This window comes from Achromobacter deleyi, from assembly GCF_016127315.1.
In the GTDB taxonomy this organism is placed as follows: Bacteria; Pseudomonadota; Gammaproteobacteria; order Burkholderiales; family Burkholderiaceae_B; genus Achromobacter; species Achromobacter insuavis_A.
Genome location: NZ_CP065997.1, coordinates 2,108,319 through 2,134,564, shown reverse-complemented (window position 1 = coordinate 2,134,564; position 26,246 = coordinate 2,108,319). Strand labels below are relative to the sequence as shown.

The window sequence follows — 26,246 nt, the reverse complement described above, 5'->3', positions numbered from 1 at the left end:
AGACATGTACGTGTATGACCCCGTCGACCAGCAGCTCGTCGAGCAGCGTGTGGCGCAGTTCGCCGACCAGACGCGCCGCTTCCTCGACGGCCAGCTCACCGAAGATGAATTCCGCGTCCTGCGCCTGCAGAACGGCCTCTACATCCAGCGCCACGCGCCGATGCTGCGGGTAGCCATCCCCTATGGCATCCTGGCCTCGCGCCAACTGCGCACCCTGGCGCACATCGCGCGCAAGTGGGACCGCGGCTACGGCCACTTCAGCACGCGCCAGAACATCCAGTTCAACTGGCCCAAGCTGGAAGACGTGCCGGACATCCTGGCCGAACTGGCCACGGTGCAGATGCACGCCATCCAGACCAGCGGCAACTGTATCCGCAACACCACCACCGACCACTTCGCCGGCGTCGCGCCCGACGAGCTGATCGACCCGCTGGTGTGGTGCGAGATCATCCGCCAGTGGTCGACGCTGCATCCCGAATTCGCGTTCCTGCCGCGCAAGTTCAAGATCGCCGTCAGCGGCGCCGTGCAGGACCGCGCCGCGGTCGGCGTGCACGACATCGGCCTGCAGGCGGTCGAGCGCGACGGCAAGCTGGGCTTTCGCGTCTGGATCGGCGGCGGCATGGGCCGCACGCCGATCGTCGGCAAGCTGATCAACCCGTTCGTCGAATGGCAGGACCTGCTGACCTACATGCAGGCCGCGCTGCGCGTCTACAACCTGCATGGCCGCCGCGACAACAAGTACAAGGCGCGCATCAAGATCCTGGTGAAGGACCTGACGCCGGAAGTCTACGCGCAGCAGGTCGATGAACAGTGGCAGCTGATCAAGGGCGGCCCGGACACCATCACGCAGGAATTCGTCGACACCATCGCCGCGCGCTTCATCTGGCCGCGATACGATGCCGCCGCGGCCGACGACACCGACAACACCGCGGCGCTGGCCGCGGCCGATCCGCGCTTCGCGCGCTGGGTCCGCACCAACGTGCATGCGCACAAGACGCCGGGCTACGCCGCCGTGACCGTCTCGCTCAAGGCCACCGGCGTGCCGCCGGGCGACATCACCGCCGACCAGATGGACGCGGTCGCCGCGCTGGCCGACGAGTACGGCTTCGGCGAATTGCGCGTGTCGCACGAGCAGAACCTGATCCTGGCCGACGTGCGCCGCGCACGCCTGCACGAACTGTGGGGCAAGCTCGAAGCGCTGAACCTGGCCACGCCCAACGTCGGGCTGCTGACCAACATCATCGCCTGTCCGGGCGGGGATTTCTGCGCGCTCGCCAATGCCGTGTCGATCCCCGTGGCCGAGGCCATCCAGCGCCAGTTCGACAACCTCGACTACCTGTTCGAGATCGGCGAACTGGACCTGAACATCTCCGGCTGCATCAACTCCTGCGGCCACCACCACGTCGGCCACATCGGCATCCTGGGTGTCGATAAGGCCGGCGAAGAGTGGTACCAGGTCACCATCGGCGGCCGCCAGAACGGCGCCGCCAAGCCCCTCCCCGACATCGAATCCACAAAGGGCGGCGGCGCCGCCATCGGCCGCATCATCGGCCCCTCGTTCGCGCGCGACCAGGTGCCGGGCGTGGTCGACCGCCTGATCCGCACCTACCTGGGCTTGCGCGACAGCGAGGAGGAACGCTTCATCGACGTGGTGGACCGCGTCGGCATCGATCCCTTCAAGCAGGACGTGTACGCCGATCCGGCCTTCGCCAAACCCCAAGCCCAGGAGGCCGCCCATGTCTGAGCCCTACGCCCACGACGCTCCCGGCCCGCACTTGATCCGCAACGGCCAGCTCGAGACCGACAGCGCCCGCCCGTTCGTGCCGGAACCCGAAGTGGCCGCCGACGGCCAGGTGCCCAGCGACGAACCCGGCTGGATCGTGCCGCTATCGACCTGGAAAGCCTCGCGCGCCACGCTGCGCCGCCATCGCCATCCGGTCGCGGTGCGGCTGGACCCCGACGCCGACCTGCGCGACCTGCTGGAAGCCGACGGCACGCTCGACCCCGCCGGCATCGCCTTCATCGCGGTGGACTTCCCGGTCTACACCGATGGCCGCGGCTATTCGCTGGCGCAACTGCTGCGCACCCGCTACCAGTGGACCGGCGAGCTGCGCGCCGTCGGCGACGTGATGATCGACACCATCCACTACCAGGCGCGCGTCGGCTTCGACAGCTTCCTGGTCAAGCCCGGGCACGACCCGCGCAAGGCGCTGGACGCGTTCAAGACCTTCACGGTGCACTACCAGAAGACCTACCGCGCGCCCACGCCGGCCCAGGCCTGACGCCCCAGCTGGGCGCGGATCAATTCCGCAATGGCGCGCTGGCGCGGCGCCTGCATGCGGTCGATCAGGCTCGACACGCTGACCGCCAGCCGCGGATAGCCGCCCGCGTCGCACAGCGCCACCCCTACCCCCAACACGCCCGGCACGGCGGCATTGCCCACCACCGCCCAACCGCGGTCGCGGGCGTTCTCGGCCAGCCGCCGCATCTGCGCCACCGTCATGCCGCCATAGGCGCGCAGGGCCTGTTCGTTCTGCGCGATCACCTCGTCGGCCTCGGCCGGCGGCAGCGCGCCCAGCAGCGCCAGGCCGGCCGCGCCCACGCCCAGCGGCTGGCGATGGCCGATCGTCACCGCCAGCACCTGCACCGGGTAGTTGCCCACCTCGCGATGCAGGCATAGCGAATCGCCGCCGGCGCGGCAGATCAGGAACGCCGAATCGCCGCTGACATCGCTGATCTGCCGCAACACCGGCCGCAGGCCGCGCACCGCGTCGGCGTGCGGATCGCCCGCCATCATCACGCCCAGCTCCGCCATGCGCCAGTGCGGCGCGTCCGGCTCGCGCAGCGCGTAGCCCTCCTGCGCCAGCACGTCCAGGTAGCGGTACACGGTGGAGCGCTGCATGCCGGCGGCGCGCGCGATGTCGGTCACGTGCATGCCGGCCGCGCCCGCCTGCCGCAGCACCCCCAGCACCCGCAACCCGCGCCGCAGCACCCGCGGCCCGCCGTCATCGCTTTCCGTCTTGTTCATTTTCTGGACACCTTGCGTTGCTGAGGCGCTTATCAAAGCCCAATATGAAATCGGGCAGGCAAAGATCTGTCCAGATATTAGACAAACGAGACGGAGACAACCATGCAGACATTCAGCAGGCGGCTGGCCGCCAGCGCCGCGGCCCTGGCGGGCGTCCTGGCATTCGCGACCGCCAGCCAGGCCGCCAAGCCCTATCCCGAACGCCCGGTGACGCTGGTGGTCGGCTATGCCGCCGGCGGCGCCACCGACATCGTCGCGCGCCTGGTGGCCAAGGCCCTGAACGAGGAACTGGGCCAGACCATCGTGGTGGAGAACAAGACCGGCGCCAACAGCAACATCGGCGCCGAAATCGTCTCGCGCGCCGCGCCCGACGGCTACACGCTGTATGTCGGCTCGATCGCCAACACCATCAACCGCACGCTCTACAGCAAGCTCAACTACGACTTCATCAAGGACTTCAAGCCGATCGGCCTGCTGGCGACCATCCCCAACATCCTGGTGGTCAACCCCAAGCTGCCGGTCAAGACCGTGCCCGAGTACCTGGCCTACGCCAAGGCCCACCCAGGCAAGCTGACCTGCGCCTCGTCGGGCAGCGGCTCGTCGATCCACCTGTCGTGCGAACTGTTCAAGATGCAGACCGGCACCGACATCCTGCACGTGCCCTATCGCGGCAGCGGTCCGGCGGTGGCCGACCTGCTGGGCGGCCAGGTCGATTCGATGTTCGACAACCTTCCCTCGTCGCTGCCGCACGTGCAGGCCGGCAAGCTGCGCGCCATCGGCGTCACCTCGCCGCAGCGCCTGCCGGCGGTGCCTGACGTGCCGACGCTGGCCGAGTCCGGCCTGCCCGGCTTCGACGTCGAATCGTGGTTCGGCCTGATGGCGCCCGCCGGCACGCCGCAACCGGTCATCGACCGCCTGAACCAGGCCATGAACAAGGCGCTGGCCAACCCCGCGCTGCTGGCCTCGTTCCAGCAATCGGGCTTCTACGCGCCGCAGCAGCCCAACACGCCCGAGACCTTCGGCAAGAAGATTGCCAGCGAAATCGACAAATGGAGCGCCGTGGTCAAGCGCGCCGACATCAAGGCCAACTGAGGAGCACCAGGGTGTACCCGATAGATTTCTTTTTCCGCGCCGCCGAGCAATACCCGGACCGCGTGGCGCTGGACGCGCCCGAGGGCCAGGTGACGTACGCGCGGCTGGCCGCGGACGTGCGCGCGCTGGCGGCCGCCTTGCAGGACCTGGACCCGGCGCCGCAGACCCGCGTCGCGCTCTGCGCCGGCAACACCGGCCGCCACATCCTGGCGCTGCTGGCGGTGCTGGCCAGCGGCAAGGTCTGGGTGCCGCTCAACACCCGCAGCACGGCGCGCGAGATCGGGCGCATCCTGGATGCCACCGAACCGTCCATCGTCATGGTCGACGGCGCCGGCGATGCGCTGGTGGCGGCGGGCGCGCCGCACCGCGTGAGCCTGTCGGCGGACGCCGCCGGCCTGGATTTCGACACCCTGCTGCAACGCGGCGCCGGGCGCGAACCGCTGCGCCACGCGCTGCCGCGCGACGCCACCCAGGCGATCAAATTCACCGGCGGCACCACCGGCCTGCCCAAGGGCGTGATGCAGCCGTACCACGCCTGGAACGCCGCCATCATCAACCAGATCCACAGCTGGGGCCTGACGCACGAGGACCGCTACGTGGTCGCCGCCCCGGTCACGCACGGCACCGGCACCTATCTCCTGCCGGTGCTGGCGCGCGGCGGCGCCCACGTGCTGCTCGACAGCGCCACCCCGGCCTCTATCACCGCCGCCTTCCGCGAACGTGGCGGCACGCTGAGCTTCATGCCGCCGACGCTGATCTACATGATCATGGCGCAGCCGGGCGTGTCGCGCGCCGACTTCCCGGCACTGCGCAACCTGATCTACGGCGGCGCGCCGATGCCGCCCGAGAAGATCGAGCGCGCCCGCGACTTCTTCGGCCCGGTGCTCGGCACCACCTACGGCCAGACCGAGGCGCCGCAGATCGTCACGGTGCTGCGCCCCGTCGACCTCGAATCGCCCGACAACCGCGCCTCGGTAGGCCGCGTCACCTGGCTGTCGGACGTCGCCATCATGGACCCGGCCGGCGCGCTGCTGCCGCGCGGCAAGATCGGCGAAGTGGTGGTGCGCGGCGACCTGGTGATGTCGGGCTATTGGCGCCTGCCCGAGAAGACCGCCGAGACCCTCGTCGATGGCTGGCTGCACACCGGCGACACCGGCCTGATCGACGCGCGCGGTTACCTGTTCCTGAAGGACCGGCTGCGCGACGTCATCATCACCGGCGGCTTCAACATCTATCCCGTCGACGTCGAGAACGCGCTGTCGGCCCACCCCGCCGTCTACGAATGCTCGGTGTTCGGCCTGCCCGACGACAAGTGGGGCGAAGCCGTCCACGCCGCGGTGCAGCTGCATCCCGGCGCGCCCGCCGATGCCGATGCGCTCAAGGCGCACGTGCGCGGCCTGCTCGGCCCGGTCGCCACGCCCAAGCAGATCCACATCCATGACAGCCTGCCGCGCTCGCCCGTCGGCAAGGTGCTCAAGAACGCCGTGCGCGACGCGGCCCTGAAGGAGTCCCCATGAACACGCCCGAAACCCGCCTCTGCGCCCATCACCTCACCGGCATGTCGTACCGCGACGTCGACCTGGTGGAAGACCTGATCGGCAAGAAGACCTTCACCGAAGTCATGATCATGCAGATCCTGGGCCGCGAGGCGCGTCCGGTGGACATGCGCATCGTCGACGCGGTGCTGGTGACCCTGATGGAGCACGGCCTCACGCCCAGCGCCATCGCCACCCGCCTGATCTACATGAGCGCGCCCGAGAACCTGCAGGGCGCGGTGGCATCCGGCCTGATGGCGGTCGGCAGCCAGTTCGTCGGCACCATGGAAAACTGCTCGCGCCTGCTGGACCGCATCCGCCAGGCCGCCGACGGCCGCGCCGAGGCGCTGGCGATCGCGCGCGAGTTCCGCGCCAGCCGCCAGCCGCTGCCGGGCTTCGGCCACCATCTGCACAAGCCCGACGACCCGCGTTCGATCAAGCTGCTGGCGCTGGCCGAGGCCGAGCCGGACCTGCCCGGCGATTCGCTCAAGGCGCTGCGGCTGCTGGCGGCGGCGATCGACGAGACCTACGGCAAGCACATCACCATCAACGCCACCGGCGCGGTCGCCGCGCTGCTCAGCGAGATCGGCGTACCCACCGCGCTGATGCGCGGCTTTGCGGTCATCTCGCGCGCCGCGGGCCTGGTGTCGCACGTGGCCGAAGAACAGCAGAGTCCGTCCGGCCGCTACATCTGGGAAACCATCGACCACGCCATTCCCTACGTCGGCAAGGGCAAGTCGCACCAGCGCGGCGGAGAATCGTCGTGATCCCGGCGGCGCCCGGCGCACGGCTGGCGGGCAAGATCGCGCTGGTGGCCGGCGCCGGTTCGTCGGCCGCCGGCTGGAGCATCGGCAAGGCCAGTTGCGTGACGCTGGCGCGCCAGGGCGCGGCCATCGTCGCGCTCGACGCCGATCGGGCGGCGGCCGAGGACGCGGCGCATGAAGTCGAACGGGCCGGCGGCCGGGCGCTGGCCGTGCAGGCCGACGTGGCCGACGAGGACGCCATGCGGGCCGCGCTGGACGCGGCGCTCGGCCACTACGGCCGCATCGACGTGCTGCAGGCCAACGCCGGCATCGGCAAGGTCGGCGGCCCGGAAGACATCGACCTGGCCGACTGGGACCGCATCCAGCGCGTCAACGTCACCAGCCTGCTGATCGCCACGCGCCTGCTGGCCCCCGTGATGCGCGCGCAGGGCGGCGGCGCCATCGTCACCGTGTCGTCGATCGCCGGCATCCGCTACACCGGTTATCCCCACCTGGCGTACAGCGTCAGCAAGGCCGCGGTGATCCATTTCGCGCGCATGGCGGCGCAGCAGTACGCGGCCGACGGCATCCGCGTCAATACGGTGATTCCGGGCCTGATCGATACGCCGCGCGTCGCGAAGAACGTGGCGGGCATGTTCGCCAAGGACGACCTGGAGGCGGCGCGCGCGGCGCGCGACCGGCAGGTGCCGATGGGCCGCATGGGCACGCCGTGGGAAGTGGCGAACGCGGTGGCGTTCCTGGCGTCGGATGAAGCGTCGTACATCACCGGCACGGAATTGCTGGTGGACGGGGGCCTGACGGGCAAATACGCGTGAGGCGAAACGCGGGGAAGAAAGCGGCGGCGCGGTCCAGCAGCGTGTCCGGATCGCGTGACGCGGCGGCCGCGATCAGGCCGCGTCCTCATGCCGCGCTCCACCCTCGCCTTCAGGGCAATACCGGAAAGCGCGCGGCGATGTCATCGCCCGTGAACTGCGCCACCCAGCCGGCCGGATCATTGAACAGCCGGATACAGGTGAACGCGGGCGCCGAGCCCATGTCGAACCAGTGCGGCACGCCGGCCGGCACCGAAATCAGGTCGTCCTGCTCGCACAGCACCGCGTAGACGCGGCCGGCGGCATGCAGCGTGAACAAGCCGCTGCCGGCGACGAAGAAGCGCACCTCGTCATCGGCATGCGTGTGCTCGGCCAGGAACTTGCGGCGCAAGGCCTCGCGGTCCGGATGCGCCGGATCCAGGCTGACCACGTCGACGCTGCGATAGCCGCGCTCGGCCACCAGCCGATCGATCTCGGGACGATACGCCGCCAGCACCTCGTCCTGCGGCGCGCCGGGCGCCACCGGCGCCCGTGCCTGCCAGCGCTCGAAGGTCACGCCGATGGCGGCCAGCTCGCGCCGGATCTCGCCGGCGTCATCCAGCCGCCGGCCGGCGGCCGGGTCGTCCTGCGGATAGATCGTCAGCGTCGACATGGCTTACCAGGAGGTGGAGTACGCGCCGGGGAATTTCTGCGCCACGAAGGCCTTCACCTCATCGGACTGGTAGGCCTTGATGAAGCGCGCGATGCGCGGATCGTTCTTGTTGTCCTCGCGCGCGGCGATGACTACGGCGGCGAACGGGGCATCCTTGCTTTCCAGCGCCAGCGCGTCCTTGGCGGGCGACAGGCCGGCCGGGATGGCGTAGGCCGAATTCACGGCGGCGGCATCGACGTCGGCCAGCGAGTGCGGCAGCTGCGCGGCCTCGATCTCGACGAACTTGAGCTTCTTCGGGTTGTCGACCACGTCGAACAGCGAGGCCGTCACGGTCACGCCGTCCTTGAGCTTGATGAGCTTGGCGGCCTGCAGCACCAGCAGCGCGCGGGCGCCATTGGTCGGGTCGTTGGGAATCGCCACCTTGGCGCCCGGCTGCAGGTCGTCCAGCGACTTCACGCGCTTGGAATAGATGCCCATCTGCTGCACCACGGCCGTGGCCACCGGCACCAGCTTGTAGCCGCGCGCCTTGTTCTGCGATTCCAGGAAGGGCTTGTGCTGGTAGATGTTCAGGTCCAGTTCCTTGGCATCGAGCGCGGCGTTGGGCTGGATGAAATCGCTGAACTCGACCAGCTTGACCTTCAGGCCCTGCCTGGCCGCGACCTGCTGCACCACTTCGCCGATCTGGGCGTGCGGGCCGACGGTCACGCCGACTTTCAGTTCGGCGTCCTGCGCCATCGCCGGCGCGGCGGCGGCAAATCCGATGAGGGTGGCAACGGCGGCCAGGGTGTGGCGTAGACGCATGGGAATCTCGGCAATCGAACAGGGAAGGGAAGCCCCGGATTCTAGTGAGCGCCCTTCAAAACCGGAAGCGATGAATTTTCATATTGATATGCGCATTTCCGTATAAGGCCCGCCGCCATGACAAGCGCGGCCGCGCGCGACACAATAGCGGCTGGATTCCCAACCCCTTGCCGTCATTGCCATGTCCACCCCCAACGAACTGCATCCGCACGCGCGCGCCCTGCTGGCCGACCACTATGCCGCCGTCGATGCCGACCTGCCCGTCCTGCTCGACCTGCTGTTTGCCCGCAGCGCCGGCGAAGACTGGCACAAGGCCGGCACCTTCAAGCATCACCTGCTGGGCGTCTACCGCACTCTGACGCTGTGGAACCAGCCGCGCGAGGTGCGGCTGCTCGGCCTGTTCCACAGCGTGTATGGCAATGAGTACGTCGACCTGACGCTGTTCGACCGCGAGCGCGAACGCAACACGCTGCGCGAGGTGCTGGGCGCCGAGGCCGAGGAATGGGTCAGTCTGTTCTGCGCCATGCCGCGCACCCGCTTCGTGCAGGCCATCCTGCAAGGCCAGGGCCAGGGCCCCGAGGGCCTGACGCTGGAAGGCGCCGACGGCCAGGTCTTCACCTTCACGCCGCGCCAGGTCGCCGCCTTCATCGTGGTATCGGCCGCCGACATCGGCGAACAATGGCACAGCTGGCAGGACGAGATCTTCGCCGGCTATCCGCAGCAGCAGCGCCGCGACCTCAAATCGCACTGGGCCGCCTCGCTGTGGCCCGGCCCGCTGAAGCCGCCGTCGAACATCCTGTCGATGCTGTCGCACCTGCTGGCGCCGCTGTCGGCGCTGCCGGCCGATACCGGCATCCCGCTGCCGCCCGCCTTCGACCATTGCCGCGCCACGCTCAGCCCGCGCGACGAGGCCGCCGCCAGCGCGCTGTACTGGCAGGTCGTCACCCGCATGCATCCGCAGACCGAAATGGACACGGCGCGCCACATGCTGGAAGCCGCGGTGGCGCACAACCCGTGGGTCGCCGAGCCGCGCCTGCTGCTGGCGCAACTGGCGCTGACGGCGGGCGACTTCGAGGCCGCCGAAGGCCACGCCGCCGCCGGCCTGGCCGCACTGCAGGCCTGGGGCACCGCCTGGGACAAGCGCATCGAATGGGCCGGCTGGATGGCCTGGGCCCGCATCGAACTGCAGAACGCCCGCGCGCGCCGCTGGCCGGAAAACCTGGCGGCCCTGAACGGCCTGGGGCTGGTGGAGTGATCGCGGCGCGCTGAACCACGGCAACCACGCGCAAGACAAAACGAAAACGCCCCGAGGAATCCCCGGGGCGTTTGACCTTCACGGCCCGTGGGCCGCGACGGCGCTTATTTCATGCCTTCCCAGTGCGGACCGGGCACATGGATGTCGAACAGCTCCAGCACGCGGGCCACGGTGTGATCCACCATTTCCTCGATGCTGGCCGGCCGGTGATAGAACGCCGGCAACGGCGGGAACACGATGCCGCCCATCTCGGTGACGGCGGTCATGTTGCGCAGGTGCGCCAGGTTGAAGGGCGTTTCGCGCACCATCATCACCAGTCGGCGACGCTCCTTGAGCGTGACGTCGGCCGCGCGCGTGATGAGGTTGTCGGACAGGCCATGGGCCACCGCCGCCAGCGTGCGCATCGAGCACGGCACGATGACCATGCCGGCCGTCTGGAACGCGCCGCTGGCCAGCGTGGCGCCAACATCGCGCACGCTGTGCACGTGGTCGGCCAGCGCGTAGACATCATGGCGGCCGACATCGAGTTCGTGCTTGATGTTCAGCACGCCCGAGGCCGACACCACCAGGTGCGTCTCGACATCGTCCACGCCGCGCAGCGCCTGCAGCATGCGCACCGCGTAGAGGGCGCCGGTGGCGCCCGTGATGCCGATGACCAGTCGCCGCACGGGATCAGGCCGTGGCGCCGGATTGCTCCAGCAGGGTCTTCAGTTCGCCCGACTCGTTCATCTCGTTCATGATGTCCGAACCGCCGATGAACTCGCCGGCCACGTACAGCTGCGGAATCGTCGGCCAGTTCGAGAATTCCTTGATGCCCTGGCGGACTTCGTCGTCCTCCAGCACATTCACGGTGACCAGCTTCTTGACGCCACAGCCCTTGAGGATCTGGATGGCCTTGCCGGAAAAGCCGCACTGCGGGAATTGGGCGGTGCCCTTCATGAACAGCACGACGGGGTGCTGGGTCACGGTTTCGCGGATGAATTCTTGAACGTCGCTCATGGTGGTCTCTTGGACAGGAGGCATAACGGAATACGCCAATTATAGGTACAGGCGGGATTTCGTCCCGGATTCCCCGGGGCCGCCCCGGGGAATCTGCCGGTCGCGGCGGCGCGGCCGGTTACAAATCGCCGGCCCGGCGTCAGCCGCGCCCCGGCCAGCGTCCGCCGGAAATGCGTTCGATGCCGGCCAGGTCGCGCCGGCTGTGGACGTCGGCGAAGCCCGCCGCGGCCAGCAGGCCACGCACCGCCTCGGCCTGGTCCCAGCCGTGCTCCATCCACAATGCCGCGCCCGGCTTCAGGTGGCGATGGGCGCCGGCCACGATGCGGCGCAGGTCTTCCAGGCCGTCGGCGCCATCGGTCAGCGCGCCGCGCGGCTCGAAGCGCACGTCGCCCTGCCCCAGGTGCGGGTCGTCGCTGGCGACGTACGGCGGGTTGGACACGATCAGGTCGAAGCCCTCGCCGGCCGGCACCGCGCCGTACCAGCTGCCCTCGACGAAGCGCACCGAAGCGGTCAGCTCCCAGGCATTGCCCGCAGCCACCGCCAGCGCCGCGGCGCTCACGTCGCTGGCCATCACCCGCGCATCGCGGCGCGCCAGCGCGATAGAGATGGCGATGGCGCCGCTGCCGGTGCCCAGGTCCAGCACCGCCGGCGCCGGCATGGCCGCCACGCATTCCAGCGCCGTTTCCACCAGCACCTCGGTGTCCGGACGCGGGATCAGCACGTCGGGCGTCACGCGGAAGGCGTGGCCCATGAACTCGCGCTGCCCCAGCAAATAGGCCATCGGCTCGCCGGCCAGGCGGCGCTGCGCCAGGGCCTCGTAGGCCGCGGCCACTTCCGGCGCCAGCGGATCGGTGTCGTGCGCCAGCAGCCAGGCGCGCGGCTTGGCCAGCACGTGCTCGAGCAGCATGCGCACCTCGAGCCGCGGCAGGCGCGCGTCCAGCAGCAGGCTCTTGATCTGGGCGGTCATCGGCGGGCGCGGATCAGATATCGTCGCCCAGCGCCGCCAGCTGCTCGGCCTGGTGCTCGGCGATCAGGGCGCCGGTCAGTTCTTCCAGGTCGCCTTCCATGATCTGCTGCAGCTTGTACAGCGTCAGGTTGATGCGATGGTCGGTGACACGGCCCTGCGGGAAGTTGTAGGTGCGGATGCGCTCGGAACGGTCGCCGGAGCCGATCAGGCTCTTGCGCTCGGCCGCTTCCTTGCTTTGGCGCTCGCGCACTTCCTTGTCCTTCAGGCGCGCGGCCAGCACCTGCATGGCCTTGTCCTTGTTGCGGTGCTGCGAGCGGTCGTCCTGGCATTCCACCACCAGCCCGGTCGGCAAGTGCGTGATGCGCACGGCCGAGTCGGTCTTGTTGATGTGCTGGCCGCCGGCGCCGCTGGCGCGGAACGTGTCGATGCGCAGGTCGCTCGGGTTGATGACGATCTCCGACATGGCGTCGGCTTCGGCCATGATGGCCACCGTGCAGGCCGAGGTATGGATACGGCCCTGCGCCTCGGTGGCGGGCACGCGCTGCACGCGGTGCGCGCCGGATTCGAACTTCAGGCGGCCATAGGCGCCGTCGCCCTCGATGCGCGCGATCACTTCCTTGTAGCCGCCCAGTTCCGACGCGCTTTCCGACATCAGCTCGACGCGCCAGCCGCGCTGTTCGGCGTAGCGCGTGTACATGCGCAGCAGGTCGCCCGAGAACAGCGCGCTTTCGTCGCCGCCGGTGCCGGCGCGGATTTCCAGGAACACGCTGCGGCCGTCATTGGGGTCGCGCGGCAGCAGCAGCAATTGCAGCGCCGCCTCCAGCGATTCCAGCTTGACGCGGCCGCTCTTGATCTCGTCCTCGGCCATCGCCTTCAGTTCGGGATCGGACAGCATTTCCTGCGCGGTCGCCAGGTCTTCCTCGCCGCGCACGAAGGCGGTGAACGCCTCGACCACCGGCTCCAGCTCGGAACGCTCGCGCGACAGCTTGCGAAAGCGGTCCATGTCGGACGCGGTTTCCGGTTCGGCGAGCAGCGCGTCCACCTCGATCAGGCGGTGACACAGATGCTCCAGCCGGCTGCGCATGGAAGATTTCATGATGGGGATTCAGCAAAGGAAAACAGGAATGGCGGGCGCCCGTGACGAGCGCCCGCCGCAAGGCGGGGCAGAGGCAGCGCCGCTAACGGCGCGAGTCGCGGCCGGGGAACAGGCGCGGCATCCAGGCAAGCAGCTGCTTGCGGTCCTCGCCCTCGCTGCGGTTCAGCGCCGCCAGCGGGCCATGCAGGTATTTCTGGGTCAGGCCGTGGGCCAGCTGCTCGAGCACGGCCTCAGGCGATTCGCCGCGCGCCAGCAGGCGGCGGGCGCGTTCGAGTTCGGCGGCGCTGACGTCTTCGGCGGCCTGGTGCAGGTCGCGGATGACCGGCACCACTTCGCGCGATTGCATCCAGTGCATGAAGCCCTGGACGCGGGTTTCGATGATGGCCTCGGCCTGCACCACGGCGGCGCGGCGCGCGTCGGTGCCGGTCTGGACCAGGCGGCCCAGGTCATCGACGGAATACAGGTAGACGTCGTCCAGGCGGCCGACCTCGGGTTCGATGTCGCGCGGCACGGCCAGGTCGATCATGACCATGGGGCGGTGGCGGCGCAGGCGCGTGGCCCGTTCCACCATCCCCAGCCCGAGGATGGGCAGGGAGCTGGCCGTACAGGAAACGACCACGTCGAATTCGGACAAGCGGTCGGTCAGGTCCGACAGCTTCATGGTGCTGGCCGAGAAGCGGTTGGCCAGCAGCTCGGCGCGTTCGGCCGTGCGATTGGCCACCACCATGCTGCGCGGACGCTGCGCGGCGAAGTGGGTGGCGCACAGCTCGATCATTTCGCCCGCGCCGATGAACAGCGTGCGGGCCTGGTCCAGGTTGCCGAACACGCGTTCGGCCAGGCGCACCGCAGCGGCGGCCATGGACACCGACTGCGCGCCGATGGCGGTCTGCGAGCGGACTTCCTTGGCGACCGAGAAGGTGCGCTGGAACATCTGATGCAGCAAGGTGCCGAGCGACCCGGCCTCGCCGGCGGCGCGCACCGCGTCCTTCATCTGGCCGACGATCTGGGTTTCGCCCAGCACCATGGAATCGAGTCCGCTGGCCACGCGGAAGGCGTGGCGCACGGCGTCGTCCTGCTGGTGGCGGTACAGATGCGGGCGCAGCGTGCCGGCGTCCAGGCGGTTGTGCTCGGCCAGCCACGCGGGCAGCTGGTCGGCCACGTGGCCGTCGGCGGCGCAATAGATTTCGGTGCGGTTGCAGGTCGACAGGATGGCGGCTTCGCGCACCGACCCGCCGAACGCGGAACGCAGGCCTTCCAGCGCCGGCTTGACCAGATCGACGGGCATGGACACGCGTTCGCGAACCGACACCGGCGCGGACGTGTGATTCAGACCGAAGGCTAGGACAGCTACCGACATGTAAAGGACAAGGCCGTGAGTATTAGAGCTGTGGTCCCCGCAAAGCCCATGCGGTGCAGCGTGCATGTAACAGCGGACCGGCCATGATTATACTCCCGCGGGTTATCCCCATGCCATTTGGCGCCCTGGGCGCGACCCTGCGTCGCACCCCGGCAACGACGCGGGGCCATCGCGGGCAGACGCTGAAGCCCGCCTCGCTTTCATCCCGGGCTGGTGCCGGTCTCGTCCCGGTCTGAAAATTCTTTGAAGTTTTTTCGCCCCGGCTGGCACAAGTCCAAAAAATTGTGTATAGTTGCGGACTTCGTTGGCCTGGTAGCTCAGTCGGTAGAGCAGAGGATTGAAAATCCTTGTGTCGGTGGTTCGATTCCGCCCCAGGCCACCAGAATTAAAAAGCCCGGCTCCTTGGAGTCGGGCTTTTGCATTGTGGCGCTGGAATTTCTGGCGCCACGATCTGTGGCGCCAGCATGTCACGGCGCCGGAATCGACGCCACGGCGTCACGACCCCGGCAGCGCCACCCCCATCGCCGCGAACAATCCCCCGCACACCTTGTTGAAGCGCCGGCCCGCACGCTCGAGCCACGGCCGCACGCGGTGCGCCAGGCGCGCCAGCACGTACTCCACCACGAACTCGATGGCGACGAAGGTCCCGGCCATGATGAGGAATTGCATGAACAGGCTGCGGGCCGGATCGATGAACTGCGGCAGGAAGGCGCCGTAGAACAGCAGCGCCTTGGGATTGGCGATCGCCGACAGGAAACCCTGGCTGAACATGCGGGTGCCGCGCAGGCGCGGCATGTCGGGCGCCGGGCGCAGCTGCACGCCGGGCGAGCGCCACAGCTGGATGCCGAGCCAGATCAGGTAGGCGCCGCCGGCCCACTTCAGCACCGTCAGTGCCGGCCCCCAGGCCTTGAGCAGCGCGCTGATGCCCAGCATCGACAGCGCGATCAGGGCGACGAAGCCGACCGCGCCGCCAGCGATGGTGCACAGCGCCTTGCGATGCCCATGCAGCGCGCCATGGGTCAGCGCCAGCAAGGTGTTGGGGCCGGGCGTGATCGACAGGCCGATCACGGCAACCAGGTAGATGAGCCAGCTATGCAATGCCATGGCGATGCGACACGGAAAGAGGAGGAGGCGACCAGTCTAGCGCCGCCGGCTCGGCGCACGCAATCGGCGGCGAGCCCGCTACGCCTCGCCGGGCTGCGTCGTCGGCACCGCCAGTCCGTATTTGACGCGGTTCATCACCACCAGCGTCGAAAAGCGCTTGACGTTGGGATCGCCCCAGAAATGGCGCTGCGCGAAGTCGTCGTACTCGGCCATGTCGCGCACGGTCATGGTGACGACGAAATCCACTTCGCCCGTCACCGCCAGGCACTGCATGATTTCCGGCGCGCCGCGCATCGCGCGCTTGAAGGTGTCGAGCTTGTCGGCGCGTTCGCTTTCGAGCGACACCAGCACCACCATCATGATGTCGCGCCCCACCGCCGCCGGCTCCACCACCGACACATCCCCCAGCACCACCCCGGATTCGCGCAGCCGCTTCATGCGGCGCAGGCACGATACCGGCGACAGGTTCACGCGCTCGGCCACCTCCTGGCTGGTGCGCTGGTTGTCTTCCTGCAGGCTTTGCAGGATCTGAAGGTCGAAATCGTCTAGTTCCATGAGGTCTCGGCGCCGCGGCGGTCCAGGCCGTGCGGGCCTGTAGACCGATTCTAAACGGGCGCGCCGCACGACCCGCCCCCAAATTCGACGGGAAACTTCATTTGCGTACCGCTGGCTGCAGGAATTAATCAGCCGCCTTGCTTACACTGGGAACCCTCTGGCCGCCCTCGCGACCAGGCGCAGCCCGATTCCCATGCCGTCACTCCAGCTTTTCCTGCTCTTCCTGGCCGCCGACGCGGCGTTGAAACTCACCCCCGGCCCGGACATGGCGCTGACGCTGTCGCGAGGCATGACGCAGGGCTTCCGGCCGGCGTTCCACAGCGTGCTGGGCAATGTGGCGGCGGGTTTCATCCAGGTGCCGGCGGTGGTGCTGGGACTGGCCTCGGTGCTGCAGGCATTTCCGACGCTGTTCCTGGCGATCAAGGCGGCGGGCGGCCTGTACCTGGGCTACCTGGGCATCAAGGCCATCCTGCGCTGCGCCCGCGACGCCGACGTGTCCCTGGCCGCGCGGCCCGGCGAGGCGCGCGACGCGTTCTGGCAGGGTTTCATGACCAATCTGCTGAATCCGAAGGTGCTGCTGTTCATGATCGCCTTCCTGCCGCAGTTCACCACCCCGGACAACGGTCCGGTGTGGGTCCAGATGCTGGTGCTGGGCGTGACCATGAAGGCGCTGAGCCTGCCCTATGGCAGCTGCTTCGCCTACGGCGCGTCGCGCATCCGCGGCTGGGTCGGACGCAACCCGTGGTTCCTGCGCACGCAGCAGGGCCTGCTGGGCGCGATCATGCTCGGCCTGGCCCTCTACGTGCTCCACTCCACCGCCTCGACCTTGAACCCCTGATTTTTTTCCGCAGACGCCGCATCATGACCGCCGCCACCCTTCCCTCCGGACGCGATACCTCCGCCTCCACCCTGATGCCGACGCTGTCGCTGATCGGCGCCATGGCCTCGCTGTGCATCGGCACGTCGTTCGCCAAGTCGCTGTTTCCCGAGGTGGGCGCGCAAGGCACCACGGCCTACCGCATCGTCATCGGCGCCATCATCCTGATCGCGTTCTGGCGTCCGTGGCGATTTCCGCTGACCGCGCGCAACGCCGCCAAGATCGCGCTGTACGGCGTGACGCTGGCCTGCATGAACCTGCTGTTCTACATGGCGCTGCGCACCTTGCCACTGGGCGTGGCCATCGCCATCGAATTCACCGGCCCGCTGACGCTGGCCGTGGTGCTGTCGCGGCGCGCCATCGACTTCGTCTGGATCGCCTGCGCGCTGGCCGGGCTGTTGCTGCTGATCCCGACCGGCCAGTCGATGCACGACCTCGATCCCGCCGGCATCGGCTACGCGCTGGGCGCGGCGGTGTGCTGGGCGCTTTACATCATCTTCGGCAAGATGGCCGGCAACGTGCACGGCGGACAGGCAACGTCACTGGGCCTGCTGGCGGCCACCATGGTGGCGCTTCCGGTAGGCGCGGCCCACGCCGGCATGGCGCTGCTGGACCCCAAGCTGATCCTGGCCGGCGTGGCGGTCGGCATCCTCTCCAGCGCCCTGCCTTATTCGCTTGAAATGGTGGCGCTGCGGCGCCTGCCGCAAAAGACCTTCGGCGTGCTACTGAGCATGGAGCCCGCGATGGGCGCGCTGGCCGGCGTCATCGTGCTGAACGAGCACCTGTCCGGCACGCAGTGGCTGGCGATCTGCGGCATCATCATCGCCTCGGCCGGCTGCGCCGCCACCGCTCGGCGGCAAAAGCGCGCGGCGGCGAACTAGGCGGTTCGCCGCCACCCGCGGCACACGAACGGCGCGGCCGTCGCCGCCCGTTCAATCCACCGAGATGTTCTTCTGGCGGATCACCACGCCCCAGTTCTCGTACTCGCGGTGCGCGTAGTCGAAGAAGTCGTTCGACGAACTGCCCATCGGCTCCATGCCCTGCAACTTGAGCTGCTTGACCACGTCGGGTGACTTCAACGCCGCCTGGATCGCGCCGCTGAGCTTGTCGACCACCGCCCTGGGCGTGCGCGCCGGAGCCACCACGCCTTGCCAGGCGGTCGCCTCCAGCGGCGGGCCGCCGGCCTCGCCGAAGGTCGGCACATCCGGCAACTGTTCCGAACGCTCTAGCGCGGGCACCGCGATGGCGCGCAGCTTGCCCGCCTGGATCAAAGGTCGCGCCGCGGCCAGGTCGGCCATCATCAGCGGCACCACGCCCGCCGCCACGTCCTGCAATGCCGGCGGCGTGCCCTTGTAGGGGATCGCGGTGGCCTTGCCGCCGAACTGGGACAGGAACAATTCCATCGCCAGATGGTGCGGGCTGCCCACGCCCAGCGAGGCGTAGCTGGCCTTCTTGTCGTCGGACAGGTACGCCATCACTTCCGGCATGTTCTTCAGGTCGGAGGCCGGCGAGGCCACCAGCACGATCGGCAGCGCCACCAGCGTCGAGACCGTCTTCAGGTCCTTCCACGGGTCGTACGGCAGCTGCTTGTAGAGCCACGGATTGAGCGACAGCGTGCTCATGCCGGCGGTCATCAGCGTGTAGCCATCGGGCGCGGCGCGCGCGGTTTCCTGCGCGGCGACGATGGTGGCCGCGCCGGGGCGGTTCTCCACCACCACGGGCTGGCCCAGCGTCTGGCTCACGTGCTTGGCCACGATGCGGGTGGCCAGGTCGCTGCCGCCGCCGGCGCTGAACGGCACCAGCCAGCGGATGGGATGGTCGGGGAATTCGCCGGCCAGCGCGGGCGCGGCCTGCGCGGCGAACGCCGCCACGGCCACGGTTCCCAGCGCGCGGCGGATGAAGCCTCTTCTGGACATGGGGTTGTCTCCTGGTATTTTGAATTTAATTAACATATTAACTATATTTTCGGCACCCGGCGAGCGGGGCGGACGGAGACGATCATGGACGCGGCATCTGGGCGGCGCGGCATCAGCCGCGGGCCGCGGCCAGCCAGCGCAGGCCGGCCGAGGTGCCGGCGGCCGGGCGGTACTCGCAGCCGATCCAGCCGCCGTAGTCCAGCTCGCGCAGCACCGAAAAGACCCAGCCGTAATCCAGCTCGCCCCGGTCGGGCTCCTGCCGCAGCGGCACGCCGGCGATCTGCAGGTGTCCGACCCGCCCGGTGGGCAGGTACTGGCGCAGCTTGGCGGTGACATCGCCTTCGACGATCTGGCAGTGGTACAGGTCCATCTGCACTTTCAGGTTGGGCGCATTGACCGCCTGCACCACCTGGTGCGCCTCGTCCTGGCGATTGAGGAAATAGCCGGGGATGTCGCGGGTGTTGATGGGCTCGATCAGCAGCGTCACGCCGGCGGAACGCGCCTGGCGCGCGGCCCAGTCGAGGTTCTCGCGATAACAGTCCAGCATCTCGGCGCGCGTGACGCCTTCAGGGATCAGGCCCGCCATCACGTGGACCTGCGCGCAGGCCAGCACCGTGGCGTAGCCCAGCGCCTGCTCGATGCCGGCGCGGAATTCGTCCTGGCGATCCGGCAGCGCGGCCAGCCCGCGCTCGCCGCGCGAGGCCACGCCCGGCGGCGCGTTGAACAGGACTTGCGACACCCCGGCGGCATCCATGCGCTCACGCACGAACGCGGCCGGCGCCTCGTAGGGAAACATGCATTCCACGCCCGCGAAGCCGTCGGCCGCGGCGGCCGCGTAGCGGTCCAGGAACGCGTGTTCCGTGTACATCATCGAGAGATTGGCGGCGAACTTCAGCATGGCGGACTCCGGGGCGGGCGGCATGCCTGGAAATTAGCATATCCGCCCGTCACGCCCGCCGCGCCGCGATCCCTCAATACGTCATGCGCACACCCAGCATCACGCTGCGGCCCGGCAGCGGCGCCACCGACGAGATGAACGAAGCGTGGTTGTAGGCCAGCTTGTTCAGCAGGTTGGTGCCACGCAGGTAGACCTCGTAGCCCGTCGCGCCGTAGCGGCCGCGATACGCCACCACGGCGTTGACCAGGTTGTAGCCCGGCGTGCTGCTCTCATACGCGGCGATGTCCTTCTGCGAGAACACGCGCGCGTACTCGACGCCGCCCGACCACTGCTGCCATTTCACGTTGCCGCGCAAACCCGCGCGCGCCGCCGGAATGCGCGGCAGGTTGCCATCGCCGCCGGTCAGCTTGCCGCGCACGTAGTCGCCGAACACCGCCGCCGAGAACACCGGCGTGAACTGGTGGCGCAGCTCGCCTTCCACGCCCGTGAATTCGGCGTCGCGCTGCGTGTACTCGATCAGGCGGAAGTCCTCGTAGCGGTCCAGCGTGTCGGCATAGATGTAGTTCTTGACCTTGTTGTGGAACACGCTGGCCGAGAACGTCGTGTCGCCCGCATGCTTGCGCAGGGTCAGGTCGATGTTGCGCGAGGTCTCGCGGCCCAGGCCGGTATTGCCCAGTTCATAGGTGTTGGTGGCCAGGTGCACGCCGTCGGCGTACAGCTCCTGCGCGGTCGGCAGGCGTTGCGAGCGCGACAGCGACAGGGCCACGGAGTACTGCGGCGCGAAGTCCCAGATGGCCGCGGCCGACAGCGAGGTGCCCGACAGGCTGCTGCGCGGCGCGCCGCCGACGGGCGCGATGCGCTGCCAGTCCTGGCGCGCGCCGAGCTCGAAGCGCCAGTCGTTCAGCTGGTATTCCTCCAGCACGAACAGGCCGTTGGAACGGGTGCGGCTGCGCGGCAGGAAGGCTTCCTCGCCGTCGGCGCGGAAGTCGCTGTAGGCGTTCTGCAGGCCGATCACGCCGCGCCAGCCTGCAATCGGCTTGTGCTGCAGCTCGACCCGCAGGTCGTAGCCCTTGTTCTTGAAGCGGGTGCCGACCTGGCCGCCCTCGATCTCCTCGTGCTGGTAGTCGGTCAGGCCGCCGCGCACGCGGATCTTCTCGAAACCGGCGAACGGGTCCTGGTACTCGGCGCGCAGGTCCAGGCGGTCGCTGCGCAGCTTCACGTAGGGCACGCCGCCATGTGCGTGGTCATGGTCGTGATCGTGCCCCTCCTCGTCATGGTCGTGGTCGTGGCCGCCGCAGTGCAGGTGGGTGCCATGCGGATGGCAACCCTCGTATTCGTGATTGTGGCCGGGCAGGCCGTACTTGCTTTCCAGGTGCGTGAACGCCAGGCCCACGTAGCCGCGCGGCGTGATCCACGACAGGCCGACCGAGCCCTGCGTCGATTCACTATAGGAGCCGGCCAGCTTGCCGCCGGGCCAGTCCGGCACGTCGTAGTCGCTGGTGCGCCGCTTCATGCCCTCGACCCGCACCGCGAACTGGCCTTCGCCGGCGGTGATGCCGATCGCGCCGGCGCGTTCCTTGGTGCCGGTGGCGCCGCGCAATTCGCCTTCCATCTCGACGCCCTTCTCCGGCACGGCGGTGGGAATCTTCTTGTCCACCACGTTCACCACGCCGCCGATGGCGCCACCGCCATACAGCAGCGTGGCGGGGCCACGCAGCACTTCGATGCGTTCGGCCAGCAGGGGCTCGACCGTCACCGCGTGGTCCGGCGAAATGCCGGAGGCGTCCATCACGTCGGAACCGTCGGACAGCACTTTGACGCGGGGCGCGGTCTGGCCGCGGATCACCGGCCGACTGGCGCCGCCGCCGAACGTATCGCTGTTCACGCCCGGCAGGCTCTTCAGGGTTTCGCCCAGCGTGCCGGCGCGCCGCTCGACCAGTTCATCGCCTTCCAGCACGGAAGCCGGCAGCATGGTGCTGTTCAGGTCCAGGCCCAGCGGATTGGCGGACACGGTGATCGGCGCCAGCGTGCGCGACCGCGACGTGTCGGCCTCGGTCTCGGCCTGCGCCACCGGCGCGGCCAACATCAGCGAGCAGACCAGCGGCTTGAGCGCCCGCGCCCGGCCCGATCGCCGCGGCGCGTCCCCGCGCCGGCCCTGGATTCCCTGCGTCTTGCCTTTCATTTTTGCCCTCACAAATGTTATATCATTACAAATAGCTGAAGGATGATATAACATTTCGATGACAAAGCAAGCCGATCCCTGGGGATCGGCCTTGATGCCTCAGTCCGCCGCGGCCCCCAGCCCCAGCAAGGCTTGCAGCACCGCCACGCGGCTTTGCCCCAGCACCGCGCCATGCCAGTCCGGCGCGTCGCAATAGAACGCGTCCAGCGTGGCCTGCAGGATCTGGTCGCGCAATTTCGCCGGCGCATCGGGATGCGCGCGCAGCCAATTGCGGCCGCGCAGCGCGTCCACCACCCGTTCCGTCGGCTGCGTGCCGTACTCCAGCGCCATCAGCGTCGGCACCGAATCGGGGCAGGCCTGGTAGGCCAGCCCGGCCAGATGGCCGGTGATGTCCACCGACGCCGAGGTGCCCTGGTAAGGCACGGCGATGTCGGCGCCCCACCAGCGGCGGGCGCGCGCCACTTCGGCATCGTCGCGGCGGCCGGCGTAGATCTTCTCGCCATGACCGCGCGGCCCCAGGCCGGTGTGCACGTCGATCCAGCCGATGCGGGCAAAGCCGGCGGCATGTTCCTGGAGAATGCGGCGCAGGTTCAGCAGCGACGCGGCCGGGCGGTCGCCGCCATAGAACAGGCCGTCCGCGTGCGTGTACTGGCCGCGCGTCACGGCCTGCTTGAAGGCCGGCAGGCCATGCTCGCCGATATAGGCGGCGATCTGCTCCCGGTTGGCGTCCGACGGCGGCCATTGCGCCGGCAGCAGCAACCCATGGATCTGCCCGTAGCCGGGGTTGGCCGGCAGCGGCTGGCCGTCGAACGGCTGCGCGTTGCGGTTCAGGTCGACGTTGCCTTCGTCGGTGCGCGCGATCCACGAGAACCCATGCGGGTTCACCGCATGCACCAGCAGCAACGCCACGCCGGCCTGGCGCGCGCGTTCCAGCATCTCGGCGTCATCCAGCAACGCCAGCTGGCAGCCCGAGCCACAGAAGCCTTCCACGCCGTGGGTGGCGGACGTCATGATCAGCAGCCGCGTGGCGCCGGCATCGCCGATCAGGGCGACGTCGGTGGCCAGGTCCTCGCCCTCGCGCCCCTTGGGCGTGATGGCATAGGACGCGAAGCGTGCCGCCAGCGGCCGGGCGGCGGCGGTGAAGCGCTCGCGCGCCAGGGCATAGCTGCGGGAAAAGTAAGGGCTAGCGGATTGCATCAGGCCTCCTGGTTGTCGATATCGTCGCCGGTGCGGTCGCGTATCCAGAACAGCACCACCGTGGAAAGCGCCACCGCCACCATCAGGTACCAGGCGGGCGCCATGGGATTTCCGGTCACGTGCAGCAGCCAGGTCACGAAGAACTGGGCGAAGCCGCCGAAGACGGAAATCCCCAGACCGTACACCACCGACATGCCCGTGGTACGCACGGCTTTCGGAAAGAGTTCGGGCAGCATGGTGATGCCGGGCGCGGATTGCAGCGCCAGCAGGATCGACAGCAGCCCCACCACCAGCATCAGCCGCGCGCTGCTGGGCGCGGCCACCAGCCACTGGAAGCACGGCAGCAGCACCGCCACCGTCGTCACCCGCGACCAGAAGATCACGCGCTTGCGCCCCACCCGGTCGGCCAGCATGCCGACCAGCGGCGCGAACAGGAAGCCGACCGCGCCCACCACCACGCTGGCCGATAGCGTCGAGGTCGCCGGCAGGCCGAGTTCGCGGTGCGCATACGACGGCATGTAGAAGCCGATGATCTGCGCGCACACCATGCCGCCGATCATCAGCAGGATGCCCTTGGCGATCTCGGTCTTGTGTTCGGCGAAGACGCGGCGCAGCGGCTGGTGGGCCGCGGCGCGCGGCCGGCCGCCAGCCGGCTCGTCGACATGCAGCGTCTCTTCGAGATTGCGGCGGATGTAGGCGCCCACCGGCACCGTCAGGATGCCGATCACGAACGGCACGCGCCAGCCCCAGGCCTGCATCTGCTCGGCGGTCAGCGCGGCGGTCAGCGTGCCCACCACCACGGCGCCCAGCGCCACCCCGAGCGACTGGCTGCCGAATTGCCAGCTGGAATAGAAACCGCGCCGCGACGGCGGCGCATGCTCGACCAGCAGCGTGGTCGACGCGCCCACCTCGCCGCCGGCGGCGAAGCCCTGGATCAGCCGCGCCAGCACCATCATCACCGGCCCCAGCAGCCCCATCTGCGCATGCGTGGGCGCGGCGGCGATCAACGCACAGCCCAGGCCCATCAGCCACAGCGTCAGCGTCATGGCGGCGCGGCGGCCGTGGCGATCGGCGTAGGAGCCGATCAGCATGCCGCCCACCGGCCGCATCAGGAAGCCGACGCCGAAGGTGGCCGTGGTCAGCAGCAGTTGCCCGTAGCCGGAGGCCGCCGGAAAGAACAGCGGCCCGATGACCAGCATCAGGAAGGTGAATACGGTGAAGTCGAAGAACTCGAGCGCGTTGCCGATGGTGGTGCCGGCGATGACCCGCCGGCGCATGGATGGCGTATGCAGGCTGCGCGCGCCGGCGCCGGCCGCGATGGCGATAGACATGTTTTCCCCTTTGATGTCCGATCCGTCTCCGCCGGTCCGTGTGCCGGTATCCGTGCGGTGCTAGTGAATATACGGATGGCAGGCGAAACGCAAAAGACAGTATTTTTGCTGCAGCGATGACTTTTGCTTATATCCCGCCGTGCCCGCTCCGATGAACCTGCGCCAGTTGCGCGCCTTCGTGCTGATCGCCGAACACGGCAGCATCCGCGCCGCCGCCCGCGCCCTGTGCGTGACCCAGCCGGCGGCCACGCGCAGCCTGCGCGAACTGGAACAGAGCCTGGGCGCGGAATTGGTGCGGCGCAGCGCCAAGGGCGTCGAACTGACGCCCTACGGCCAGGCGCTACACAAGCGCGCGGTGCTGATCCTGCAGGAAGCGCGGCGGGCGCAGGAAGACATCGACCAGATGCGCGATGGCGAAGGCGGCACGCTCAACCTGGCCGTCAGCTCGTCGGCGCTGCCGGTGCTGCCGGCCGCGCTGGCCGCCTTCCGCGCCCGCATGCCGCGCGTGGCGGTGGCTTTCCATGAAGTCGCGCCGCCCTACAGCCACGAGCAGCTCGAGACCGGCCGCTACGACCTGGTGGTGCAGACCGAATACGACGGCGACATCTACGACGGCTTCGCGCGCACCACGCTGTTCACCCTGCCGCTGGCGGTCGGCGCCCGCGCCGATCACCCCTTGCGCCACGCCACTGACCTGGCCGAGCTGCGCGACCTGCTGTGGCTGATGCCGGGCAACACGCAGACGCCCACCAACCTGCTGCGCCTGGCCTATGCCGAACGCGGCCTGCAACCGCCCACCGACGTGATTCCGTGCCAATCCATCGCCATCGCCCTGGCGATCCTGGCCGAGAGCGACGCGGTGGGGTTCTTCGTGCGCAACGGCTTTCACCGCATGCTGGCGCCGTCGTCCCTGTGCATGCTGCCGCTGGCGCACCCGCTGCCGGCGGCGCGCGTGTCGATCCTGACGCGGGCCGATTCGCCGCCGACGCCGGCCGCGCAATTTTTCATCGATTGCCTGAACCGCGCCCGCGCGGCGGCGTGAGCGGGCGGGTTATCATGGGCCCCCCGTCCCAGAGCCACGTCCCGCCCGCCTTGCGCGGTCCCATGCCATGGCGTTTCCCCGACTCCACTCGCCCCCCACGCTGACCGATACGGTGGCCAAGCAGCTGCTCGCCGAGATCGACGCGGGACGCGTGCTGCCCGGCGAAAAACTGCCCACCGAAACCCGCCTGGCCGAGCAGTTCGGCGTCAGCCGCACCGTCATCCGCGAAGCGGTGTCGCGGCTGCGCCAGGACGGCATCGTCGAGGCGCGCCAGGGCAGCGGCGTGTTCGTCACCAGCCACGGCGGCCAGCGCGCGCTGCGCATCGACGCGGCGGAGCTGTCGTCGCTGGACGCGGTGCTGCACATCGTCGACCTGCGGCGCGCGCTGGAAACCGAAATCGCGGCGCAGGCCGCGGCCCGGCGCAGCAAGCGCGACATGGCGGCCATCGACGACGCGCTGGCGGCCATTGCCGTCGCGGTCGAGCGCGGCGGCGACGGCGTCAAGGAAGACGTGGCGTTCCACCGCTGCATCGCGCAGGCCACCGGCAATCCCTACTTCCTCGCCACCCTGGCGTTCGTCAGCCAATACCTGGAAGCCGCCACCCGCGTCACGCGCGGCAACGAAGCGCGCCACGCCGACCAGAGGCGCGCGGTGCTGCAGGAACACGGTGCCATCGCCGACGCCATCCGCCGCCAGGACGTGGACGCGGCGCGCGAAGCGGCCCGCATCCACATGGTCAACGCCGCCGGCCGCCTGCGCCGGGTGCATCGCTGAAGCGAAACGTC

General features: G+C 69.0%; 26 protein-coding genes and 1 tRNA gene. 12 read left to right on the top strand and 15 right to left on the bottom strand.

Features of this window, described 5'->3' with window-relative positions; genetic code table 11:
* The first annotated feature begins 4 nt into the window (after positions 1–4).
* Both I6I07_RS09650 and I6I07_RS09645 read left to right on the top strand, forming a co-directional pair.
* Positions 5–1,744: a nitrite/sulfite reductase gene (locus I6I07_RS09650; RefSeq protein ID WP_198486463.1), complete on the top strand. Its 1,740-nt coding sequence runs from the start codon at positions 5–7 to the stop codon at positions 1,742–1,744.
* On the top strand, positions 1,737–2,282 hold the full coding sequence (locus I6I07_RS09645) for a DUF934 domain-containing protein (protein ID WP_198486462.1): 546 nt from the start codon (positions 1,737–1,739) through the stop codon (positions 2,280–2,282). The genes I6I07_RS09650 and I6I07_RS09645 overlap by 8 nt, the downstream gene beginning before the upstream one ends.
* On the opposite strand, the gene I6I07_RS09640 is transcribed toward I6I07_RS09645, so the two are convergent.
* Positions 2,252–3,028 (bottom strand): IclR family transcriptional regulator, encoded by a 777-nt coding sequence (locus I6I07_RS09640; RefSeq protein ID WP_198486461.1) that lies wholly within the window; start codon positions 3,026–3,028, stop codon positions 2,252–2,254. The two genes, I6I07_RS09645 and I6I07_RS09640, sit on opposite strands and share 31 nt — an antisense overlap.
* Before the next feature lie 102 nt (positions 3,029–3,130).
* On the opposite strand from I6I07_RS09640, the gene I6I07_RS09635 reads away from it, so the two are divergent.
* From I6I07_RS09635 to I6I07_RS09620, 4 genes are read left to right on the top strand one after another with little or no spacing between them, the layout of a single operon-like run.
* Positions 3,131–4,120: a Bug family tripartite tricarboxylate transporter substrate binding protein gene (locus tag I6I07_RS09635; RefSeq protein WP_198486460.1), complete on the top strand. Its 990-nt coding sequence runs from the start codon at positions 3,131–3,133 to the stop codon at positions 4,118–4,120.
* 11 nt (positions 4,121–4,131) lie between these two features.
* Entirely contained in the window at positions 4,132–5,637 is a 1,506-nt protein-coding gene (locus tag I6I07_RS09630; RefSeq protein ID WP_198486459.1) for a class I adenylate-forming enzyme family protein, read from the top strand.
* On the top strand, positions 5,634–6,422 hold the full coding sequence (locus tag I6I07_RS09625) for a citryl-CoA lyase (RefSeq protein ID WP_061073103.1): 789 nt from the start codon (positions 5,634–5,636) through the stop codon (positions 6,420–6,422). Before I6I07_RS09630 ends, I6I07_RS09625 begins: the two co-directional genes overlap by 4 nt.
* Entirely contained in the window at positions 6,419–7,234 is an 816-nt protein-coding gene (locus I6I07_RS09620; protein ID WP_061073102.1) for an SDR family NAD(P)-dependent oxidoreductase, read from the top strand. Before I6I07_RS09625 ends, I6I07_RS09620 begins: the two co-directional genes overlap by 4 nt.
* A 109-nt stretch (positions 7,235–7,343) precedes the next feature.
* Here I6I07_RS09620 and I6I07_RS09615 read toward each other — a convergent pair whose 3' ends face one another.
* Positions 7,344–7,883, bottom strand: a complete 540-nt coding sequence (locus I6I07_RS09615; RefSeq protein ID WP_198486458.1) for a 1,2-dihydroxy-3-keto-5-methylthiopentene dioxygenase — start codon at positions 7,881–7,883, stop codon at positions 7,344–7,346.
* A 3-nt stretch (positions 7,884–7,886) separates the two neighbouring features.
* On the bottom strand, positions 7,887–8,684 hold the full coding sequence (locus I6I07_RS09610; protein ID WP_198486457.1) for a MetQ/NlpA family ABC transporter substrate-binding protein: 798 nt from the start codon (positions 8,682–8,684) through the stop codon (positions 7,887–7,889).
* 181 nt (positions 8,685–8,865) lie between these two features.
* Between I6I07_RS09610 and I6I07_RS09605 the strand changes: the two genes are divergently transcribed.
* Positions 8,866–9,939, top strand: coding sequence for a DUF6817 domain-containing protein (locus tag I6I07_RS09605; protein WP_054429372.1), 1,074 nt, complete (start codon positions 8,866–8,868; stop codon positions 9,937–9,939).
* Positions 9,940–10,043: 104 nt separating this feature from the next.
* Here I6I07_RS09605 and I6I07_RS09600 read toward each other — a convergent pair whose 3' ends face one another.
* From I6I07_RS09600 to hemA, 5 genes are all read right to left on the bottom strand, one after another.
* Entirely contained in the window at positions 10,044–10,607 is a 564-nt protein-coding gene (locus I6I07_RS09600) for a UbiX family flavin prenyltransferase (protein WP_061073099.1), read from the bottom strand.
* Between the two features lie 4 nt (positions 10,608–10,611).
* Positions 10,612–10,938, bottom strand: coding sequence for a Grx4 family monothiol glutaredoxin (gene grxD, locus I6I07_RS09595; RefSeq protein WP_006391696.1), 327 nt, complete (start codon positions 10,936–10,938; stop codon positions 10,612–10,614).
* Positions 10,939–11,077: 139 nt separating this feature from the next.
* Positions 11,078–11,905: a peptide chain release factor N(5)-glutamine methyltransferase gene (gene prmC, locus I6I07_RS09590; protein WP_198486456.1), complete on the bottom strand. Its 828-nt coding sequence runs from the start codon at positions 11,903–11,905 to the stop codon at positions 11,078–11,080.
* Between the two features lie 13 nt (positions 11,906–11,918).
* Complete coding sequence (prfA, locus tag I6I07_RS09585) at positions 11,919–13,001, bottom strand: peptide chain release factor 1 (RefSeq protein WP_198486455.1); 1,083 nt, start codon at positions 12,999–13,001, stop codon at positions 11,919–11,921.
* Positions 13,002–13,083: 82 nt separating this feature from the next.
* Complete coding sequence (gene hemA, locus I6I07_RS09580; protein ID WP_006391699.1) at positions 13,084–14,358, bottom strand: glutamyl-tRNA reductase; 1,275 nt, start codon at positions 14,356–14,358, stop codon at positions 13,084–13,086.
* A gap of 306 nt (positions 14,359–14,664) precedes the next feature.
* Between hemA and I6I07_RS09575 the strand changes: the two genes are divergently transcribed.
* Positions 14,665–14,740 (top strand) — tRNA-Phe (locus tag I6I07_RS09575).
* A 113-nt stretch (positions 14,741–14,853) separates the two neighbouring features.
* On the opposite strand, the gene I6I07_RS09570 is transcribed toward I6I07_RS09575, so the two are convergent.
* Both I6I07_RS09570 and I6I07_RS09565 read right to left on the bottom strand, forming a co-directional pair.
* Positions 14,854–15,462: a LysE family translocator gene (locus tag I6I07_RS09570; RefSeq protein ID WP_198486454.1), complete on the bottom strand. Its 609-nt coding sequence runs from the start codon at positions 15,460–15,462 to the stop codon at positions 14,854–14,856.
* Positions 15,463–15,540: 78 nt separating this feature from the next.
* Entirely contained in the window at positions 15,541–16,017 is a 477-nt protein-coding gene (locus tag I6I07_RS09565) for an Lrp/AsnC family transcriptional regulator (protein ID WP_198486453.1), read from the bottom strand.
* A gap of 193 nt (positions 16,018–16,210) precedes the next feature.
* On the opposite strand from I6I07_RS09565, the gene I6I07_RS09560 reads away from it, so the two are divergent.
* Together I6I07_RS09560 and I6I07_RS09555 are read left to right on the top strand one after the other, a co-directional pair.
* On the top strand, positions 16,211–16,855 hold the full coding sequence (locus I6I07_RS09560; protein WP_198486452.1) for a LysE family translocator: 645 nt from the start codon (positions 16,211–16,213) through the stop codon (positions 16,853–16,855).
* A 23-nt stretch (positions 16,856–16,878) separates the two neighbouring features.
* Positions 16,879–17,775, top strand: a complete 897-nt coding sequence (locus I6I07_RS09555) for an EamA family transporter (RefSeq protein WP_198486451.1) — start codon at positions 16,879–16,881, stop codon at positions 17,773–17,775.
* Between the two features lie 51 nt (positions 17,776–17,826).
* Here I6I07_RS09555 and I6I07_RS09550 read toward each other — a convergent pair whose 3' ends face one another.
* The 5 genes from I6I07_RS09550 to I6I07_RS09530 all read right to left on the bottom strand — a co-directional run bounded on the left by I6I07_RS09550 (position 17,827) and on the right by I6I07_RS09530 (position 24,418).
* Positions 17,827–18,810, bottom strand: a complete 984-nt coding sequence (locus I6I07_RS09550) for a Bug family tripartite tricarboxylate transporter substrate binding protein (RefSeq protein WP_198486450.1) — start codon at positions 18,808–18,810, stop codon at positions 17,827–17,829.
* Between the two features lie 112 nt (positions 18,811–18,922).
* Positions 18,923–19,708, bottom strand: a complete 786-nt coding sequence (gene otnI, locus I6I07_RS09545; protein ID WP_198486449.1) for a 2-oxo-tetronate isomerase — start codon at positions 19,706–19,708, stop codon at positions 18,923–18,925.
* Positions 19,709–19,781: 73 nt separating this feature from the next.
* The gene (locus tag I6I07_RS09540; protein WP_232626111.1) at positions 19,782–21,794 is read right to left on the bottom strand and encodes a TonB-dependent receptor domain-containing protein; all 2,013 of its coding nucleotides are present in this window, start codon (positions 21,792–21,794) and stop codon (positions 19,782–19,784) included.
* 195 nt (positions 21,795–21,989) lie between these two features.
* Positions 21,990–23,087 carry a M14 family metallopeptidase gene (locus I6I07_RS09535; protein WP_198486447.1) on the bottom strand — a complete coding sequence of 366 codons (1,098 nt, stop codon included), beginning with the start codon at positions 23,085–23,087 and terminating at the stop codon, positions 21,990–21,992.
* The gene (locus I6I07_RS09530; protein WP_198486446.1) at positions 23,087–24,418 is read right to left on the bottom strand and encodes an MFS transporter; all 1,332 of its coding nucleotides are present in this window, start codon (positions 24,416–24,418) and stop codon (positions 23,087–23,089) included. Before I6I07_RS09530 ends, I6I07_RS09535 begins: the two co-directional genes overlap by 1 nt.
* 139 nt (positions 24,419–24,557) lie before the next feature.
* Here I6I07_RS09530 and I6I07_RS09525 point away from each other — a divergent pair, with 139 nt between their 5' ends.
* Both I6I07_RS09525 and I6I07_RS09520 read left to right on the top strand, forming a co-directional pair.
* Entirely contained in the window at positions 24,558–25,460 is a 903-nt protein-coding gene (locus I6I07_RS09525; RefSeq protein ID WP_225856534.1) for a LysR substrate-binding domain-containing protein, read from the top strand.
* A 67-nt stretch (positions 25,461–25,527) separates the two neighbouring features.
* The gene (locus I6I07_RS09520) at positions 25,528–26,235 is read left to right on the top strand and encodes a FadR/GntR family transcriptional regulator (RefSeq protein WP_198486445.1); all 708 of its coding nucleotides are present in this window, start codon (positions 25,528–25,530) and stop codon (positions 26,233–26,235) included.
* Positions 26,236–26,246: the final 11 nt, after the last annotated feature.